The sequence below is a fragment of the Rhizobacter sp. LjRoot28 genome (assembly GCF_964253025.1).
Taxonomy (GTDB): domain Bacteria; phylum Pseudomonadota; class Gammaproteobacteria; order Burkholderiales; family Burkholderiaceae_C; genus Rhizobacter.
On record NZ_CAXUQC020000001.1, the window covers coordinates 3,084,599 to 3,098,357 of the forward strand.

21 protein-coding genes and 1 pseudogene are annotated in these 13,759 nt (G+C 68.4%); all 22 read right to left on the bottom strand.

Annotated elements, in window-relative coordinates:
* Positions 1–11 precede the first annotated feature (11 nt).
* Positions 12–1,931: an acyltransferase family protein gene (locus tag ACSQ2F_RS14020; protein ID WP_436023802.1), complete on the bottom strand. Its 1,920-nt coding sequence runs from the start codon at positions 1,929–1,931 to the stop codon at positions 12–14.
* 153 nt (positions 1,932–2,084) lie between these two features.
* Positions 2,085–2,840: an AAA family ATPase gene (locus ACSQ2F_RS14025; protein WP_436023804.1), complete on the bottom strand. Its 756-nt coding sequence runs from the start codon at positions 2,838–2,840 to the stop codon at positions 2,085–2,087.
* Positions 2,841–2,853: 13 nt separating this feature from the next.
* Positions 2,854–3,036, bottom strand: a complete 183-nt coding sequence (locus ACSQ2F_RS14030) for a hypothetical protein (protein ID WP_436023806.1) — start codon at positions 3,034–3,036, stop codon at positions 2,854–2,856.
* A gap of 284 nt (positions 3,037–3,320) precedes the next feature.
* A complete protein-coding gene (locus ACSQ2F_RS14035) occupies positions 3,321–3,782 on the bottom strand; it encodes a methyltransferase family protein (protein ID WP_436023808.1) in 462 nt (153 codons plus the stop codon).
* A gap of 86 nt (positions 3,783–3,868) precedes the next feature.
* Positions 3,869–4,288: a signal peptide prediction gene (locus ACSQ2F_RS14040; protein WP_436023810.1), complete on the bottom strand. Its 420-nt coding sequence runs from the start codon at positions 4,286–4,288 to the stop codon at positions 3,869–3,871.
* Between the two features lie 34 nt (positions 4,289–4,322).
* Positions 4,323–4,691, bottom strand: a complete 369-nt coding sequence (locus tag ACSQ2F_RS14045; RefSeq protein WP_436026827.1) for a DUF1304 domain-containing protein — start codon at positions 4,689–4,691, stop codon at positions 4,323–4,325.
* Positions 4,692–4,802: 111 nt separating this feature from the next.
* On the bottom strand, positions 4,803–5,462 hold the full coding sequence (locus ACSQ2F_RS14050) for a DUF1349 domain-containing protein (RefSeq protein WP_436023812.1): 660 nt from the start codon (positions 5,460–5,462) through the stop codon (positions 4,803–4,805).
* Between the two features lie 44 nt (positions 5,463–5,506).
* Entirely contained in the window at positions 5,507–5,752 is a 246-nt protein-coding gene (locus ACSQ2F_RS14055) for a hypothetical protein (RefSeq protein WP_436023814.1), read from the bottom strand.
* Entirely contained in the window at positions 5,749–6,462 is a 714-nt protein-coding gene (locus ACSQ2F_RS14060; protein WP_436023816.1) for a hypothetical protein, read from the bottom strand. Before ACSQ2F_RS14060 ends, ACSQ2F_RS14055 begins: the two co-directional genes overlap by 4 nt.
* The gene (locus ACSQ2F_RS14065) at positions 6,459–6,881 is read right to left on the bottom strand and encodes a cupin domain-containing protein (protein WP_436023818.1); all 423 of its coding nucleotides are present in this window, start codon (positions 6,879–6,881) and stop codon (positions 6,459–6,461) included. The genes ACSQ2F_RS14060 and ACSQ2F_RS14065 overlap by 4 nt, the downstream gene beginning before the upstream one ends.
* A 123-nt stretch (positions 6,882–7,004) precedes the next feature.
* Positions 7,005–7,382 (bottom strand): hypothetical protein, encoded by a 378-nt coding sequence (locus ACSQ2F_RS14070; RefSeq protein WP_436023820.1) that lies wholly within the window; start codon positions 7,380–7,382, stop codon positions 7,005–7,007.
* 48 nt (positions 7,383–7,430) lie between these two features.
* Positions 7,431–7,856 (bottom strand): VOC family protein, encoded by a 426-nt coding sequence (locus ACSQ2F_RS14075; RefSeq protein ID WP_436023822.1) that lies wholly within the window; start codon positions 7,854–7,856, stop codon positions 7,431–7,433.
* Between the two features lie 203 nt (positions 7,857–8,059).
* A complete protein-coding gene (locus tag ACSQ2F_RS14080; RefSeq protein ID WP_436023824.1) occupies positions 8,060–8,668 on the bottom strand; it encodes a trimeric intracellular cation channel family protein in 609 nt (202 codons plus the stop codon).
* Positions 8,669–8,869: 201 nt separating this feature from the next.
* A complete protein-coding gene (locus ACSQ2F_RS14085; RefSeq protein WP_436023826.1) occupies positions 8,870–9,418 on the bottom strand; it encodes a DUF4256 domain-containing protein in 549 nt (182 codons plus the stop codon).
* A gap of 81 nt (positions 9,419–9,499) precedes the next feature.
* Positions 9,500–9,919, bottom strand: a complete 420-nt coding sequence (locus ACSQ2F_RS14090; protein WP_436023828.1) for a GFA family protein — start codon at positions 9,917–9,919, stop codon at positions 9,500–9,502.
* A 218-nt stretch (positions 9,920–10,137) separates the two neighbouring features.
* Positions 10,138–10,545, bottom strand: a complete 408-nt coding sequence (locus ACSQ2F_RS14095; protein ID WP_436023830.1) for a DUF4259 domain-containing protein — start codon at positions 10,543–10,545, stop codon at positions 10,138–10,140.
* 100 nt (positions 10,546–10,645) lie between these two features.
* Positions 10,646–10,999, bottom strand: coding sequence for a DUF2845 domain-containing protein (locus ACSQ2F_RS14100; protein ID WP_436023832.1), 354 nt, complete (start codon positions 10,997–10,999; stop codon positions 10,646–10,648).
* A gap of 190 nt (positions 11,000–11,189) precedes the next feature.
* Entirely contained in the window at positions 11,190–11,747 is a 558-nt protein-coding gene (locus tag ACSQ2F_RS14105) for an HXXEE domain-containing protein (RefSeq protein ID WP_436023834.1), read from the bottom strand.
* Between the two features lie 188 nt (positions 11,748–11,935).
* A pseudogene (locus ACSQ2F_RS14110) lies at positions 11,936–12,133 on the bottom strand (DUF4287 domain-containing protein); the annotation flags it as partial.
* Between the two features lie 126 nt (positions 12,134–12,259).
* A complete protein-coding gene (locus ACSQ2F_RS14115) occupies positions 12,260–12,673 on the bottom strand; it encodes a VOC family protein (protein ID WP_436023836.1) in 414 nt (137 codons plus the stop codon).
* Between the two features lie 174 nt (positions 12,674–12,847).
* Positions 12,848–13,246, bottom strand: a complete 399-nt coding sequence (locus ACSQ2F_RS14120; protein ID WP_436023838.1) for a hypothetical protein — start codon at positions 13,244–13,246, stop codon at positions 12,848–12,850.
* Complete coding sequence (locus tag ACSQ2F_RS14125; protein ID WP_436023840.1) at positions 13,218–13,751, bottom strand: YdeI/OmpD-associated family protein; 534 nt, start codon at positions 13,749–13,751, stop codon at positions 13,218–13,220. The genes ACSQ2F_RS14120 and ACSQ2F_RS14125 overlap by 29 nt, the downstream gene beginning before the upstream one ends.
* Positions 13,752–13,759: the final 8 nt, after the last annotated feature.

Sequence of the window (13,759 nt, forward strand, 5' to 3'; positions counted from 1 at the left end):
TGCAACCCGTCTCAGAAATCGTACTTGTCCGTGAAGAACATCGACCCCTTGTACGACAGGTGGGTGTTGTCGCGGTAGAGCCAGTCTCCGGTGAGTGACTGCGGAAAGCCGGTCAGGAAGCGGTGGGTGCGGAAGACCTGGAGCCCCGTCCCCGCCGCGCCCTGCGCCAGCACGCGATCGTAGCCCGCGAAGTCCAGCTCGAAGATGCCGGGCTGTCGGCAGGGTGCGGTTCCGGGTTCGCGCGTGCTGCGCATCAGGCAGCGTGCGGGCTCGCCCTTGGCCAGGTTCGGCATGTCGTACAGCACCACCACCCGCTTGCCCGCCGCCTCGAACCGGGCCACCGTCCGTTGCAGCGCCCGCCCGAGGAAGACCTCCCGCGCCAGGCTTCGGGGCAGCTCGCCCTTGACGTCGAACAGGTCGACGTCCTCCCGCAGGTAGGCGGCGTGATGGAAACTCAGGTAGACCGTTCGGATCGAGGGGGCGGCGAGGATCGCCTCGTACAGCGCGGCCGTACGTGCATGACAGCGCAGGTAGCCATGCACCGGGTGCTTGCCGATGTCGATGTCGAGCAGCGGCACGCAGCCACCCACGCCCTGGTGCAACAGGTTGCGGCCGCGCGCACTCAGGTAGGCATCCAGGCCGGGGTGGAAATGGTTGGAATGCGAGTCGCCGATCAGCGCGTCCGTCGGGTCGCTGGCCGCCTGGTTGATGCGGCAGTAGTGGTCGCCCTTGAACTTGCGCAGGCATTCGGCGTCGGCGCTGAAGGCGTCCGACCACGCACCGTCCCGGAGGTAGGGCTGCAGTTCGGGGAAGCGCTGCGCGAAGCCCTCGCTGCGCGCGCCGGCGATGCCGAATGCGAGCAGCCCGGCCGCAGCCACCCCGGCCATGGCAAGGGCCGGTCGCTTGCCGATCTGCTTGCGACGGAACGGCGCCTCCACGTACTTCCAGCTGAGGAAGGCGAGGAAGAGCGACACGCCGATCAAGCCCAGCATCAGCGCCAGGGTCGGTTCCGCCGGACTGCGATGCCGTGCGAACGCGAGGAGTGGCTGGTGCCAGAGGTAGGCGCTGTAGCTTACGAGGCCGATGCCCACCAGGACCTTGCTGCCCAGGGCACGTCCGACCCAGGTGTCGGGCGAGGCGTACAGGATGATCAGGCCGGCGCCCACCGTGGGAAGCAAGGCATAGAGGCTGGGGAATGGCGTGGTCTTGTCGAGCACGGTGACAGACACGACGATCAGCAGCAAGCCCGCCAGGCTGCCCCATTGGGCGAACGAGGGGCGCGGCGGCACACGGTCCGCCCGGGCCAGGTGGAACGCGATGAAGACGCCGATCAGCAGTTCCCATCCGCGCGTGGGCAGCAGATAGAAGGCGGAGTTGGGCTTGTTGTAGGCGCCCCAGTGGGCGAGCCCGAGGCTCAGCACGAAGGCCACCACCAGCGTCCACACCATCCAGCGCTTGCCCCAGCGCCAGGCCAGCATGATGAACACGGGAAAGAAGAGGTAGTACTGTTCCTCAACCGCGAGGCTCCACGTATGCAGCAGCGGGTTGAGCTCGGATGCGTTTCCGAAGTAGCCGCCACTGCGCCAGAACAGCAGGTTCGAGGCGAAGAAGAGCACCGCCACCACGCTCTGCGAGAAGCCGTGCATGTCGGCCGGCAGCAGCCAGAGCCAGGCGAACGGGATGCAGGCGAACATCACCACGAAGAGCGCCGGGAGGATGCGGCGGGCACGCCGTTCATAGAAGCGCCCGATGGTGAAGCGGCCCGCCTCCTTCTCCGCCAGGATGATCGAGGTGATCAGGAAGCCGCTGATGACGAAGAAGATGTCGACGCCAACGAAGCCGCCGTCGAACCCCGGGGTGCCGGCATGAAACAGCAGCACGGGTAGCACGGCCAGCGAGCGCAAGCCATCGATCTCTCTTCGGTATTCCATCGCAAAGCGGTCCGGTCAGTGGGAACCGCGCATTCTGTAACACCGCACGGTCCGGAATATGAAACGCCGTGCGTCAGAGGCAAATGTTCGTCGCCGTCACATCCGAAATTCGACGTGAACGACGCATTCCCTGCGTCGTGCCCATCGCTGGGATCAGTCCTCGCTCAGCGCTCCGTCCTGGTCGTCGAGCAGTTGCGCGATGCGACGGGGATGGTGATTGAGGAAGTCGCGCGTGACCGCATAGTGCTCGGTGTCCTCGTAGGCCACCTCGGTGACGCCCGTGCCGTCGAAGAGCAGGATGCGGGCGTTGGGATAGGCGAGCAGGATGGGCGAATGGGTCGCGATGATGAACTGCGACTGCGACTGCACGAGCCCGTGGATGGCCGACAGGGCCGCGAGCTGCCGGTTCGGCGAGAGCGCCGCTTCCGGCTCGTCCAGGAGGTACAGGCCCTGGCCCTTGAACTTGTGCAGCAACAGCGCCATGAAGGCCTCGCCGTGGGAACGCTGGTGCAGCGACGTTCCGCCGTAGCCTTCCAGGTAGCCGACCTCGTCCATGTAGGTCGCCACATTGAAGAAGCTCTCCGCACGCAGGAAGTACCCGTCGCGGGGTTTGCGAAAGCTGCGCGAGAGGCGCAGCGACTCGTGAAGCGACGAGACGGAATCGGTGGTGGCCACGCGGAAGTTGCGCGTGCCGCCCTCGGGGCTGAAGCCGAGCGCCATCGCGATGGCTTCGAGCACCGTGGACTTGCCGGCGCCGTTCTCACCCACGAAGAAGGTGACGTCCGGATGAAAGCGCAGTTCGCCCATCTCGCGCACGGCGGGAATGCCGTACGGATAGTCGCCCGTGTCCACGTCGACGTCCGGACGCAGCGACACGCTTTGCAGATAGGGCTTGGCGGCCAGGCTCATGCGAGGCCGCCCTTCATTGCGAAGCCGAGGCTTGCAGCGGCGTCTGCTGGTGCAGGGCCAGGCGCCATCCCTCCGCGCCCTGGCGCACGTAGACGGAACTGCACTGCGCGTCGTATGGCGCGGCGCCGTTCTCCCGTGCGGCCCTGGCCTGGTACACCAGCACCACCACATCCGCCGCGGGCCGGGCAACGTGCACGGCGGCGAAGCTGACCGCCTGCCATCGCGGCGCCTGCTCGATGGATGCAAGGGTGCCGGCGGTCCAGCACCCCTGCGGGCGGCGCGAACACCATGAGCGCGTCGGCGGCCAGGGCCTGGCGATAGTGCTCGGCGCCGCCCCGCCAAAAGCGCTCCTCGATTGCCAGCAGGGTCTGCTCGTCCATCACGTCATCTCCACCTCTTCGTCATCGCACTGCTACCGATCGGGCGCAGTCTACTGACTCCCGCTGCGGCATCAAGCGCCCTGCGCCATCAGTCCGCAGGTCACAGCCAGCGGCGCACCCGCGCGGCATAGTCATCGAACTCGCTGCCGAAGCGCTCGCGCAACGCCCGCTCCTCCGGCCGGATCTGGAAGACGGTGATGTAGACCATGAACGCCAGCGGGCCCAGGAAGGGCAGCAGCGCCGACAGGTACACGCCCCAGGCGAGCAGGAACAGCACCATGCCGACGTACATGGGGTTGCGGCTCCAGCGGTAGACGCCGTCGGTCACCATCGCGCTCACGCGCTCGGGACGAAGCGGGTTGACCGTGGTGCGCTTGGTGCGGAACGCGCGCAAGCCGGAAAGATCGAAGGCGAGGCCCGCCGCCACCAGCAGCGCAATCAGCCCGTACCGCAAGCCGTTGGCCAAGGGCAGCGCGGGCCCGACGCCAGCCGCCGCCCACATGCCCGCAGCCACCGCAACGCCCACGAGCGGAGGTGGAATCCGGTGATCGAGAAATGCCATGACGAGGATCCTGTTGGCGCGGTCGGAAGGTCAGGCTTGAAGCGCGCCCGGGCCGCCGCAGAGCATAGCGCCGGCCCATCGGGCCGTCATGCCGATGGCATACCGCCGCGGCCATCACCCTTGACGCGTGCCTCGACCTCGAACGGGTTGTCGAGGTAAGGCCGGCGCCCGCGCAGCCACTGCCACAGGCTGCACAGCGGATACGCAGCGAAGAAGATCAAACCCCAGCGTTCGTACTGCCGCACGTGGCCCCGCTCATGGGGTCCGATGTGGCGCAGTTCCTCCGCGGTGACCGCCAGGATCACGTGACCGAACACGATGCCCCGAAACGGCAGGCGGCCGGCGCGGCGCCCGCAATCGGCCAGGCGTTCGCGGTAGGTCACCTCCCACGCGCCCTGCCGCCAGCGTGCGCTTCCGCCCGAGGCAAGGAGCACCAGCGCAGGCAGGCTGCCCACGAGCGAACAGGGCAGCGCCCACAGTCGGGCGAGCGCCTGCGGCCAGGTCATCGCCTTGCAACGCGGCCGCGCGGTGTACGGCCGTTCAGGCGCCGGAGCGCGCGAGCCACAGCAGCAGCAGGCCGACGGCGGCCGGCAGGGCCTGGATGTAGAGGATCTTGCGGCTGGCAGTCGCGGCGCCGTAGAGGCCCGCCACCAGCACGCACAGCAGGAAGAACACCTTGATCTGCCAGCCCGCGGTGCCCATCGTCAGTCCCCAGACCAGTCCCGCGGCCAGGAACCCGTTGTACAGCCCCTGGTTGGCCGCCAGCACCTTGGTGGCCCGCGCCTGCTCGAGCGACTGACCGAAGGCCCGCAGTCCGGCCGGCTTGTCCCAGAGGAACATCTCCAGCACGAGGAACCAGGCGTGCAGTGCGGCAACGAGCCCGACCACGATGTCCGCGACGAAAGCCAAGCCCATGAAACGCTCCCTGTGATGGTGGTGCCGGCGCGGCTGATGGTACCGGCTGGCGTGGGGTCGCAGTATCCGGCAATTCAGCCCCTCCCGCAGCGAGGGCCGCGTCGCTCAGGGCGCGATACGCCCGGGCTTGAAGTCGAGAAAGGAAAACACCGCCTCGTGTCCAGCGCCCTTGGGGCTGCAGGCATAGAGCCCGGCGACGATCGAGGGCGCTGCGGCACGGTCGAGCAGCCGTGCCATGCGGATCTGCTCCCACTGCCGGCCGTCCATGGACGACTCGACAATGCAGTCGCAGGCCTCGGCGCGGATGCGGAACCACACCGTGTCGATCGCCTTCGCCAGGGGCTGGGTGGACCAGTCCGAGTACTGCGCGTTGGTGACCACGGCCCCCAGGCGGTTCATGCCGTCGGGCTCGAACTCCACCGAGGTCTTGAGCCAGCACCGCGGCGACAGGCGCACCATCAGGCCGGCCTGGTCGTACTGGTGGACGGGCCGGGAGGTGACACGGGTCGTCAGCACGAAATCACCCGTGGTCTCCAGGCCGAGCAGATGGCCGTTGTCAGCCTCGAAACCATAGTGCGTGCGCTGCCAGAAATCGGTTCCGGCCTCGGACCGCAGCCGCAGCCCGTCGGCGTCGAGCCGCCAGGTCGTCGGCTCTTGGTACCAGCGCAGCCGCGGGTGCAGCGCCGGGCCGGTGAACGCCTCGTGCAGCGGCGCATCGTCATGCGTCGCGGAGACGTCGGGGGACTTGGGTGTGTCGTGGATCATGGTCTGTTGCGATCAGGTCGAAGGCGCAGTGGGGCGACGCGGTCTCATGGATCGCGCCACAGGTTGAGGGCGAACTTGCCGAGGAATGCGGCGAGGCCGAGGAGCAGCAGCGCCGGCACGAAAATGGCCGAGCCGTCCGCCTCCACGCCGCGCACGGTGATGGCATACGGCGCCACGCCCGGCGCGTAGGCATCGCTCCAGTAGAAGGCCGCCGTCTCCGCCAGCAGCCAGATGCCCGCAAGCAGGCATGCGAGCGCGGCGATGCCGAGCACCGCGGCCCAGGCTCTCATGCCAACCCGGTCGCGCCGGCTGCCAGCAGGTTGACCGCAAGACCTGCAACCGCCCCGGTGGCCCAGCCTGTCAGCACTTCCACCGCACGGTGGCGGCGCAGCCACCAGCGGGACCATCCCACCCCCAGGGCGAGCAACAACACCAGCGCAAAGGCCGGTGGGCCGGGCCACAGCAACGCTGCAGAGAACACCGCGAACGCCGCATGCAGCGAGACCTTCATCCAGCGTCGCAGCAGTTGGGCGAATGCCACGATGGCACCGCTCAGTCCGAGGCCCGCGGCCATCACACCGTCCTCGCCCGCGGCGGCCAGCGCCACGGCGCCGCCCAGCAACAGCAGCAGGAGGAACCGGTTCAGTTCATGCCGTTCGACAGGAACCGAGGCGTCGGGGTGTTGCCAGCGACCGGTTCGCACCCGCCACGCGCTGAAGCCCATCACGCAAGCCGAAACGGCAAGCGTCGCGGCCGCGCCGACGGCAAGCGCCCGGACGGGCGCCTGGTGAAACCATGCACCGCCCGCCACCGCAGCCGGCATCAGCAAGGCGGGATGTCCGACGACGGACAGGGTGCGGGCCAGCAGCGTGACACGACTCGCGCTGCGCCCATCGCTGGCGGGCGATGACGATGAGGCGCCCGGTCCGGTGCCGGCAGGCGCTGCGGACAACGGCACGCCGGGCAGCCGAGCGGTCTCGTCCTGGGCAAGCCGGCTCACGTGCCGGCGTGTCCGGGCGGATGGGCCAGGAACCAGTCCCGGATCTCGGGCATGGCAGGTTCGAAGCCGCCCGGCGCGGAGAAATTGAGCACGCCGGCGCGCACGTCGCCACGGTTCTCGAAGTCGTGCTGCATGCCACCCGGCACCAGAACGAAAGCGCCCTGCTCCGCATCGATCCAAGCCCCGTCCACCAGGATGCTCATCGTGCCGGCAAGCACGTAGAACACGTCGTCTTCCTCGTGCGAATGCGCGCCGGGCCCGGTGGTGTGCGGCTCGAGCCACCACTCCGAGATGGAATACCGCTCGGCCGACTCGGCCCCGTCAGCCTTGAACACGGCCTGGATGGCCCCCATGGCATAGGTACGACCGCCGCCGGGCGGCAAGACGACAGGGGCGCGGCGAACAGGTTCAGCGGGCATGGCGGTTCACTCGGGAAGTCAATGGGCCGGGACGCTGCCACGATTGTGCTCGGCTCCGCGCGATGACGGCCACTTGCCATGACGCCAAGCGGGATTCCCCAGCGGCCTTCAGTGCGGCCGGCCTCATTGAGCGGAGAAGAAGCGAACCAGCGCGACGGCAAGCGCGAACAGGTAGCCGCAGGCGAAGCGGTCGATCCGCAGCAACGGCTCGCCGCGGCGTGCTCGCCAGGCGCCGAGGGCGGCCATCAGCCCGCCCACCGCGATCGGCGTGAGCACGAGGTTCGCCACCCGCCAGGGGGTTCCGACCAACAGGTGGGGCACCACGAACAGGCTGGCCACACCCAGCAGCCCGCCGAGGATCAGGTAGCCGAGCGCGGCAAGCCATGGATCGGCGTGCCGACGGAAGGGTTCGGCCACGGCGTGAGCGCCCAGGTTGAGCAAGACCTCGCCCACCGCCTGGAACAGGAACTCGCCAAGTACCTCGATCAGGAATTCAAGCATCGGTCGCGACCGAGGCGCGGGCGTTGCGCCCAAGGGATGGGCTCAAGGTCAGTCCGTGGCGGAGAAGGCGGGATTGAAGACGATTTCCCAGACGTGGCCGTCCGGGTCCTGGAAGTAGCCGGCGTGGCCGCCGTAGAACGTCGCCTGCGCCGCCTTCACGATGCGCGCGCCTGCGCGAGCGGCGCGGGCCATCACCGCATTGACTTCCTCGACGGAATTCACGTTGTGGCCGATGGTGAAGGCGGGCGGCCCCTCGCCGGCCGACACGGGCAGGCCGCTGTCGGCCGCCATGCTGGCGCGCGGCCACAGGCCGAGCTTGAGGCCGGGCTGGAGCTGGAAGAAGGCAACCGCCCCGTGCTCGAACTCCGTGCCGATGATGCCGGCCGTCGTCCAGCCGAGGCCGTCGCGGTAGAAGGCGACCGACCGCTCGAGGTCGTCGACGCCCAGGGTGAAGACCGTGATGTGCGGATTCATCAATCGCTCCGTCGGACTGTTCCTGTGGTTCGCGCCTGGCCGGCAGGCTCGATGTCGTGCACGCGCTGCCGCCGTCGAAGGGGCCGCAGTGATGCGCATCATAGAGGCAGGAAGACCCGCTCCGGCGTCACGGGCCGCACGGCACAGCGGACGTTGCGCCACTCGAACCGCTTGCAACGCGCGGCGTCTGGCCGCGCTGAACCTCAGCCCGGCAGCACGAACGTGGGCAGGCGCAGCTCGAAGGCAATGGCCGCCAGCCGAGTGGCCGCGACGGTGATGAAGCCGCCCGCGAAGGCCCCCGCCGTGGGCACCTTGGCCGCCCGCAGCAGCAGGTACACCCCGATGCCGGCAATGGCGGCCGAGGCGTAGATGTCCTGGCGCAGGATGAGCGGCACCTTGGCGGACAACAGGTCGCGCAGCACCCCGCCACCCGAGCCGGTGAGGGTACCCATCAGCACCACCACGAGCGGTCGGCAGCCTGCCTTCTCGGCCACCTGCGCTCCGGAGACGGCGAACATCGCAAGACCGAGCGCGTCCGCCACCAGCAGGGCGTCCATGGGCACGGGAAGGTAGTGCACCCAGGCGACGGTGGCGGCGGTGGCCGCGATGATGGTGTAGAGCGGCACCGAATCCCGGATCCAGAAGATCGGATGACGCCCGAGCAGCACATCGCGCAGCGTTCCACCGCCGACCGCCGTGATGGAGGCCAGCACGAGCACGCCGAGCACGTCGAGGCCGGCGGCGATGCCGGCCAGCGCGCCACTGGCCGCGAAAACGGCGACACCAAAGAGGTCGAACACGTAGAGGAGCACGGTGCGGATTGTGCCGCGTCGCCAAGGCGCTCCGTCCGACGCCTGTTCGCTTCGCCGCGAACTAGACCGGCAGCAGTGTGGCCCGTGGCCAGGCGCGGATGGCCAAGGCCCTGCCCGGCGCGGAAGCATTGAGCGGGCTGACGTGGAGCTGGCACCCGGTGGATCGCCGCGCGGTCCGGCCCGGTGAAGCGCTTCTCCCGCTCACACCTCGATCCAGCCGCGAAAGCCGCGTGCCGCGTAGTACGAATCGGCGCCATTGTGATAGATGAAGGCGCGCCCATACCGCTTGTCGCCGAACAGCGCCCCGCCCCGACTGCGCACCTCGTCCGGTGTGGCAAGCCAGCTGGACGTGCGCGTGTCGAAATCGCCCAGGGCCTGCAGCGCCTGGTACTGGGCCTCGGTCAGCAGTTCCACCCCCATCGCCCGGGCCTCGTCCAGCGCGCTGGACCGTGGCTTGTTTTCCTTGCGCGCGGCGAGTGCCTTGCCGTCGTAGCAAAGGCTCCTGCGCTCGGTCGGGGTTTCTGCCGAGCAATCGCAGAAGACCACCCGGCCCGTGGACGGGTCCCGGCCGATCACATCGGGTTCCCCGCCGGTGGCCTCCATCCCGGCCAGCGCCTTCAGCGCTGCCGGGTGATTCTCCAGACGCGTCTGGATCTCGTCCCACGCAAGGCCCGCATGGCGCTCGGCATGGGCTTCGAAACGGGCTTTCAGGGTTCCGAGCAGGTCGTCGGTAGACGCAGTCTTTGGCATGTCAAACCTCCTTGTTGGATGGCGGCGCACCGCTGCAGGGTTCGCGCGCGGCGGTCTTGTCAAACGGCCTTCCCGGCCGCATCACCCGAGCCGCCGGGACTCCGGCCCGGTCTCGAACCGCGGCACCTCATCGTCGATCGGCCACCACGCCGCCTTCTCGCCGACGAAGTACTGGGCCGCTACCTTCACGTCCGTCGGCCCGTCCAGCAGGCCCAGGCGGATGCGCAGGATGTCGGGCAGTGCGTCGCGCCGGCTGTAGACGGGCGAGCCGCAGGTGCGGCAGAAGACGCGGTGCTTGCCGGGCGACGATTCGAACGAGCTCAGCAGGTCTTCACCCTGCTCCAGCACGAAGTCGTGACGCCGAACGGGGACGTTGGTGGCGAGGGCGGTGCCCTGTGCCTTGCGGCACTGGCCGCAGTGGCAGACCTGAACCGGCGGCAGGTCGCCGAGGACGGCGAACCGCACTCCGTTGCAAAGGCAGCTTCCTGAATGGCGACGCATCGGCACTCCCGTATCACGAGGCGATCACGATAACCCAAGCACCGTGGCGACCACCAGTGGTCAGGTGGTGGAGGTCCCGGCGTGCGCCCTGCGTGAAACCTGAATGGCCGCAGCAGACATACCCCGACGACCACCACGGACTGCCCGACCGGACCGAGACAATCCGCACGCCGCATACGCGACGAGGGTCCGGACCAAACCGCCGGACCAGGGGCCGATCAGGCCAGGCGTTCCCGCAGGTCCGCCATGGCGGCGAGCCAGGCCCCATGGTCATCGCCCTCGGCCCAGAGTTCATCGAGTTCCGAGTCGGCAGCGGTCACTCTGTCGAGCGCGGCGAGCGCTTTCTGTCGCAGCTCGTCGCCCGGCGCGGGCGGCGACTGCTGCAGCCACGCGTCGGCCGCCTCGGTGTAGGTCTCGGTGTCGCCCGGTCGGCCGAGCAGGCAGGCGACCAGTTCCGCCGCCGCCACGGCACCTGCGGCTTCCGGGACTTGGAGATACGCCGTGCCCACCTGGAGGACCGCATCGAAGGCTTCCTCGATGGGCTCCAGGCCTTCTGCTTCCTCGAGCGCATAGGCCCAGTCGGCGGCGTCGTCGTTTCCAAAAGGCAGTACGGACCAGGTTCCCAAGATGATCTCCGGTGGCTGACAAGGCCGGACAAAAGCGCCGTCGCGCTCGCCGGCGGCGCGACGGTGAGTCATTGCGCGGTGCGGCGAAACGGCAGTGTGCTCAGTTCACCCGATCGCCGTAGCGGATGGTGACGAGCTTGCCGGATTCGAACTGCAGCGAGGTCATGAACTGGCCACGGCCCGGGTTGAAGGTCCAGTCGTCCACCCGCTGGCAGCTGTCGACGTTGACGACGGTCGAGCCGTTGGCCGAGCGCGTCGCGGTGCTGGCCTCCACCGGTTTGCAGAAGCTGTCCTTCACGACCGGCTCTCCGCATTTCTGCAGCACCGATGCCTTCGAGTCGCCGAGGTTGACGAGATCATTCTTGCAGCGGAAGGATTGGGTCTGGGCGGACGCGCTGCCGAGGGCGCCGACCAGCGCGGCGGCGACGAGGATGAATCGGGGATGACTGTGCACGGGGCCTCCGGATGCAACGGATGAAGTGGCCGATCGGGTCCCGCCTTGCGGCGACACCCTGGAGCTTGGGCTCTCCCGACGCCCCACGGCCGGACGCGTCAAGCATACCGCCGCGCCACGCCTCACCGTATCCCTCAGGTGCCGCTGATCGCCCCGTTTGCGGCGGCCGCAGGCCGAGGAGCGTGCGCGTTCAGGTCGACACGCGCAGCAGGCGCCGCCCCAGTGCGAACAGCAGCGGAATGGACGCCAGCAGAAGCACAGCCGTCGCGGGAGCGAACCAGACCAGGCGGGATCCGTCGACAAACCCCTGCGCCAGCGCCTGGTGGAGGAACAGCCCCCCGAGAGGGAGGTTGAACAGGACGGCGGTGGCCGTGCCGGGCAGGTACCGGCGCAGTGCGACGGTGCCCGCCACATGCGGCACGAGGACGTTGACCACCATCGCGAACACGTACCCGGTGAACAGATGCGCCCAGAGGCTCTTCGCTTCGGCGGAGAACGCCAAGGTGGCCAGGACGACGAGCACGCCCGACAGCACCGTCACCGCGAACGCGAACTCGCGGCGGCCCACCGGCGCGTGCCAACGTCCGGCGGTACGGGACCACGCCGGCAGGTACAACGCCTCTTCCAGGTTGTGCGCGAGCACGCCCGCCGTGAAGAGCCAGGCCAGGGGTTCGAGCGTCAGCTGCATGGCGGTATCGCGGTGGGCGCCGAGGTTCGTGGCACGGTCCGGGCGCGGTCCCCGTGGCATGCCAGCTTCCAGGTCGGGCCGAAGGGGAGCATGCCTCAGTGTGCCAGCTACTCGGCGGCGATGGCCTCGATCTCCAGCAACCACGCCTCGTCGAAGATGCCGGCAATGAGCACTGTCAGCGCGGGGGCATGCTGCCCCAGCACCTGCTCACGGACAGCGCGATTCGGCGCCCGTGCAATCGCAATGCGCTATGGCTTTCGGGCCAGGTGCCAGGCGACCAGGGCATTCGCGTGGCCATGGCCCAGTTGGTGCTCCGTCTTCAAGTGCGCCACCAGCTCCATGTGCTTCAGTGCCCCGGCATCCTCGAGCACCTGCATCCAGTGATCGATCGGTTTGCCGTAGGTCTTCTCGATGGAGGGAAAGTAGGAGGCCGGTCCCTTGACCTTCTCTGGTCCCTTCTCTGGTCCCTTCCCTGGCCCGTTCCCTGGCCCCTTCCCTGGCGTCCTCTCTTGCGTTGCCATTCATCGCTCCCTGGGTTCAGTCGACCGCTTCCGCGCGATTCCCGATCTTCGTCACTCGGGCAGATGGCAAACCGCTTCGATGTTGTTGCCTTCCGGGTCGATGACGAACGCGCCATAGTAGTTGGCGTGATAGTCCGGCCGCAACCCGGGTGCGCCGTTGTCCTTGCCGCCGGCCGCGATGGCCGCTCGGTAGAAGGCATCGACCTGCGCGCGGTTGCTGGCCCGCCATGCCAGGTGGCAGCCCGATGTGGAAGCCGGCCCGCCGTGCGGCGAAGGGCCGTCGATGAACCAGACATCCGCCTTCTTGCCGTCCGGCTGGGAAGCGTCCGGGTAGGCGAACCCGACCATGTTGGCGCCGTAGTTGCCTTCGAAGCAGACGCTATAGCCGAGAGGCTCCAGGGCGGCGCTGTAGAAGGCCTTCGCGCGGGCAATGTCGCGGACGCGGAATGTCATGTGGTCCAGCATGGAAGCTCCTTTTTGTTGTGAACGCCGGATGGCACCGCGGCACTGTACATTCATACAGCCACTTCAACAAGGTGGGATCGCCGCTTCGAGAATGAAAGGCGCGTCGTGACCTTGAGACCACCTCGGTCAACGGCGCCGTGCCTGACCGGGCTCGGCTCGGCATGGTCGGTCAGTTCATGGCAGAACCGAGTGGTGCTCGATCTTGCAGACCTCCGCATGCTTGCAGGATCCGATCAGGTAGCGGTAGCACACTCGCGCGACGGCACCGACCTTCGGCCATCGCCTGCGCGGTAGAACGCTCTGGTAGTCGGGGGTCTCCGGAAGGAAGGAGATGCGTTCGTCCACGCGCGGACACTGAGCCCCGGCCGGCGCCTTCACTGCCGCCACCCGCCCGGCGATGCGTTGTGCTGCACGCTGGACCTCGTCCACGTGTACCGACAGTTCACAGATGACCCACCGCGTCTGTGAACAGGCGCCTCCCCATGCGACCGCCAGCAACAGCGCGGTGACGATCCGCAGCGGTGCGGCGGTACGGAGCGTCCGCTCAGGCATCCGATGCGTCGTCGACGGCATGTCGTTCGTGCGCGGCCTCCACCGCTTCCGCGATCCGCCGGGCTCGCGTCTGCGGCTTGACCGCATCGTCGATACGTCGGATGAGGTAGCTGCGTCGGCCCGGCGTCAGGGACTCGAAGGCCCGCACCGCACCTTCGGCCTTGAGCGCACGCATGAGGTCCTCCGGGATCGACACCTCGGCCCGGTCCAGGACGGTGACGCGGAGGTGAATGCGGTCGCCCACCTTCGTGCCGGTTTCCTGACGCACCTTCGCCTTGATGCGAATGAAGTGTTGACCGCCTCCCACTGGAAAGAGGCTCACCTGGAACGGGGCGGAGTCGTTGACCCGCGCCATCACAAGGACGGGGCCGCGCGTCCCCAATGCCTCGGTGATCTGCGCTGGCACGCGCACGGCGCAGTAGTCCATGCCCTCCGCCCAGGTTTCGAGGTCGGCGTCGAACGCCAGTTGCAGTCCTGCGCGCGGTGGCTGCGCCATGGTCGGCTCGGCGCGGGGCGTGCGATCCATCCTCTACC

Coding starts and splice junctions, on each gene's coding strand:
- ACSQ2F_RS14020 (WP_436023802.1), bottom strand. CDS start 1,931: ATGGAATACCGAAGAGAGATCGATGGCTTGCGCTCGCTGGCCGTGCTA.
- ACSQ2F_RS14025 (WP_436023804.1), bottom strand. CDS start 2,840: ATGAGCCTGGCCGCCAAGCCCTATCTGCAAAGCGTGTCGCTGCGTCCG.
- ACSQ2F_RS14035 (WP_436023808.1), bottom strand. CDS start 3,782: ATGGCATTTCTCGATCACCGGATTCCACCTCCGCTCGTGGGCGTTGCG.
- ACSQ2F_RS14040 (WP_436023810.1), bottom strand. CDS start 4,288: ATGACCTGGCCGCAGGCGCTCGCCCGACTGTGGGCGCTGCCCTGTTCG.
- ACSQ2F_RS14050 (WP_436023812.1), bottom strand. CDS start 5,462: ATGATCCACGACACACCCAAGTCCCCCGACGTCTCCGCGACGCATGAC.
- ACSQ2F_RS14055 (WP_436023814.1), bottom strand. CDS start 5,752: ATGAGAGCCTGGGCCGCGGTGCTCGGCATCGCCGCGCTCGCATGCCTG.
- ACSQ2F_RS14065 (WP_436023818.1), bottom strand. CDS start 6,881: ATGCCCGCTGAACCTGTTCGCCGCGCCCCTGTCGTCTTGCCGCCCGGC.
- ACSQ2F_RS14070 (WP_436023820.1), bottom strand. CDS start 7,382: ATGCTTGAATTCCTGATCGAGGTACTTGGCGAGTTCCTGTTCCAGGCG.
- ACSQ2F_RS14075 (WP_436023822.1), bottom strand. CDS start 7,856: ATGAATCCGCACATCACGGTCTTCACCCTGGGCGTCGACGACCTCGAG.
- ACSQ2F_RS14085 (WP_436023826.1), bottom strand. CDS start 9,418: ATGCCAAAGACTGCGTCTACCGACGACCTGCTCGGAACCCTGAAAGCC.
- ACSQ2F_RS14090 (WP_436023828.1), bottom strand. CDS start 9,919: ATGCGTCGCCATTCAGGAAGCTGCCTTTGCAACGGAGTGCGGTTCGCC.
- ACSQ2F_RS14105 (WP_436023834.1), bottom strand. CDS start 11,747: ATGCCACGGGGACCGCGCCCGGACCGTGCCACGAACCTCGGCGCCCAC.
- ACSQ2F_RS14115 (WP_436023836.1), bottom strand. CDS start 12,673: ATGCTGGACCACATGACATTCCGCGTCCGCGACATTGCCCGCGCGAAG.
- ACSQ2F_RS14120 (WP_436023838.1), bottom strand. CDS start 13,246: ATGCCGTCGACGACGCATCGGATGCCTGAGCGGACGCTCCGTACCGCC.
- ACSQ2F_RS14125 (WP_436023840.1), bottom strand. CDS start 13,751: ATGGATCGCACGCCCCGCGCCGAGCCGACCATGGCGCAGCCACCGCGC.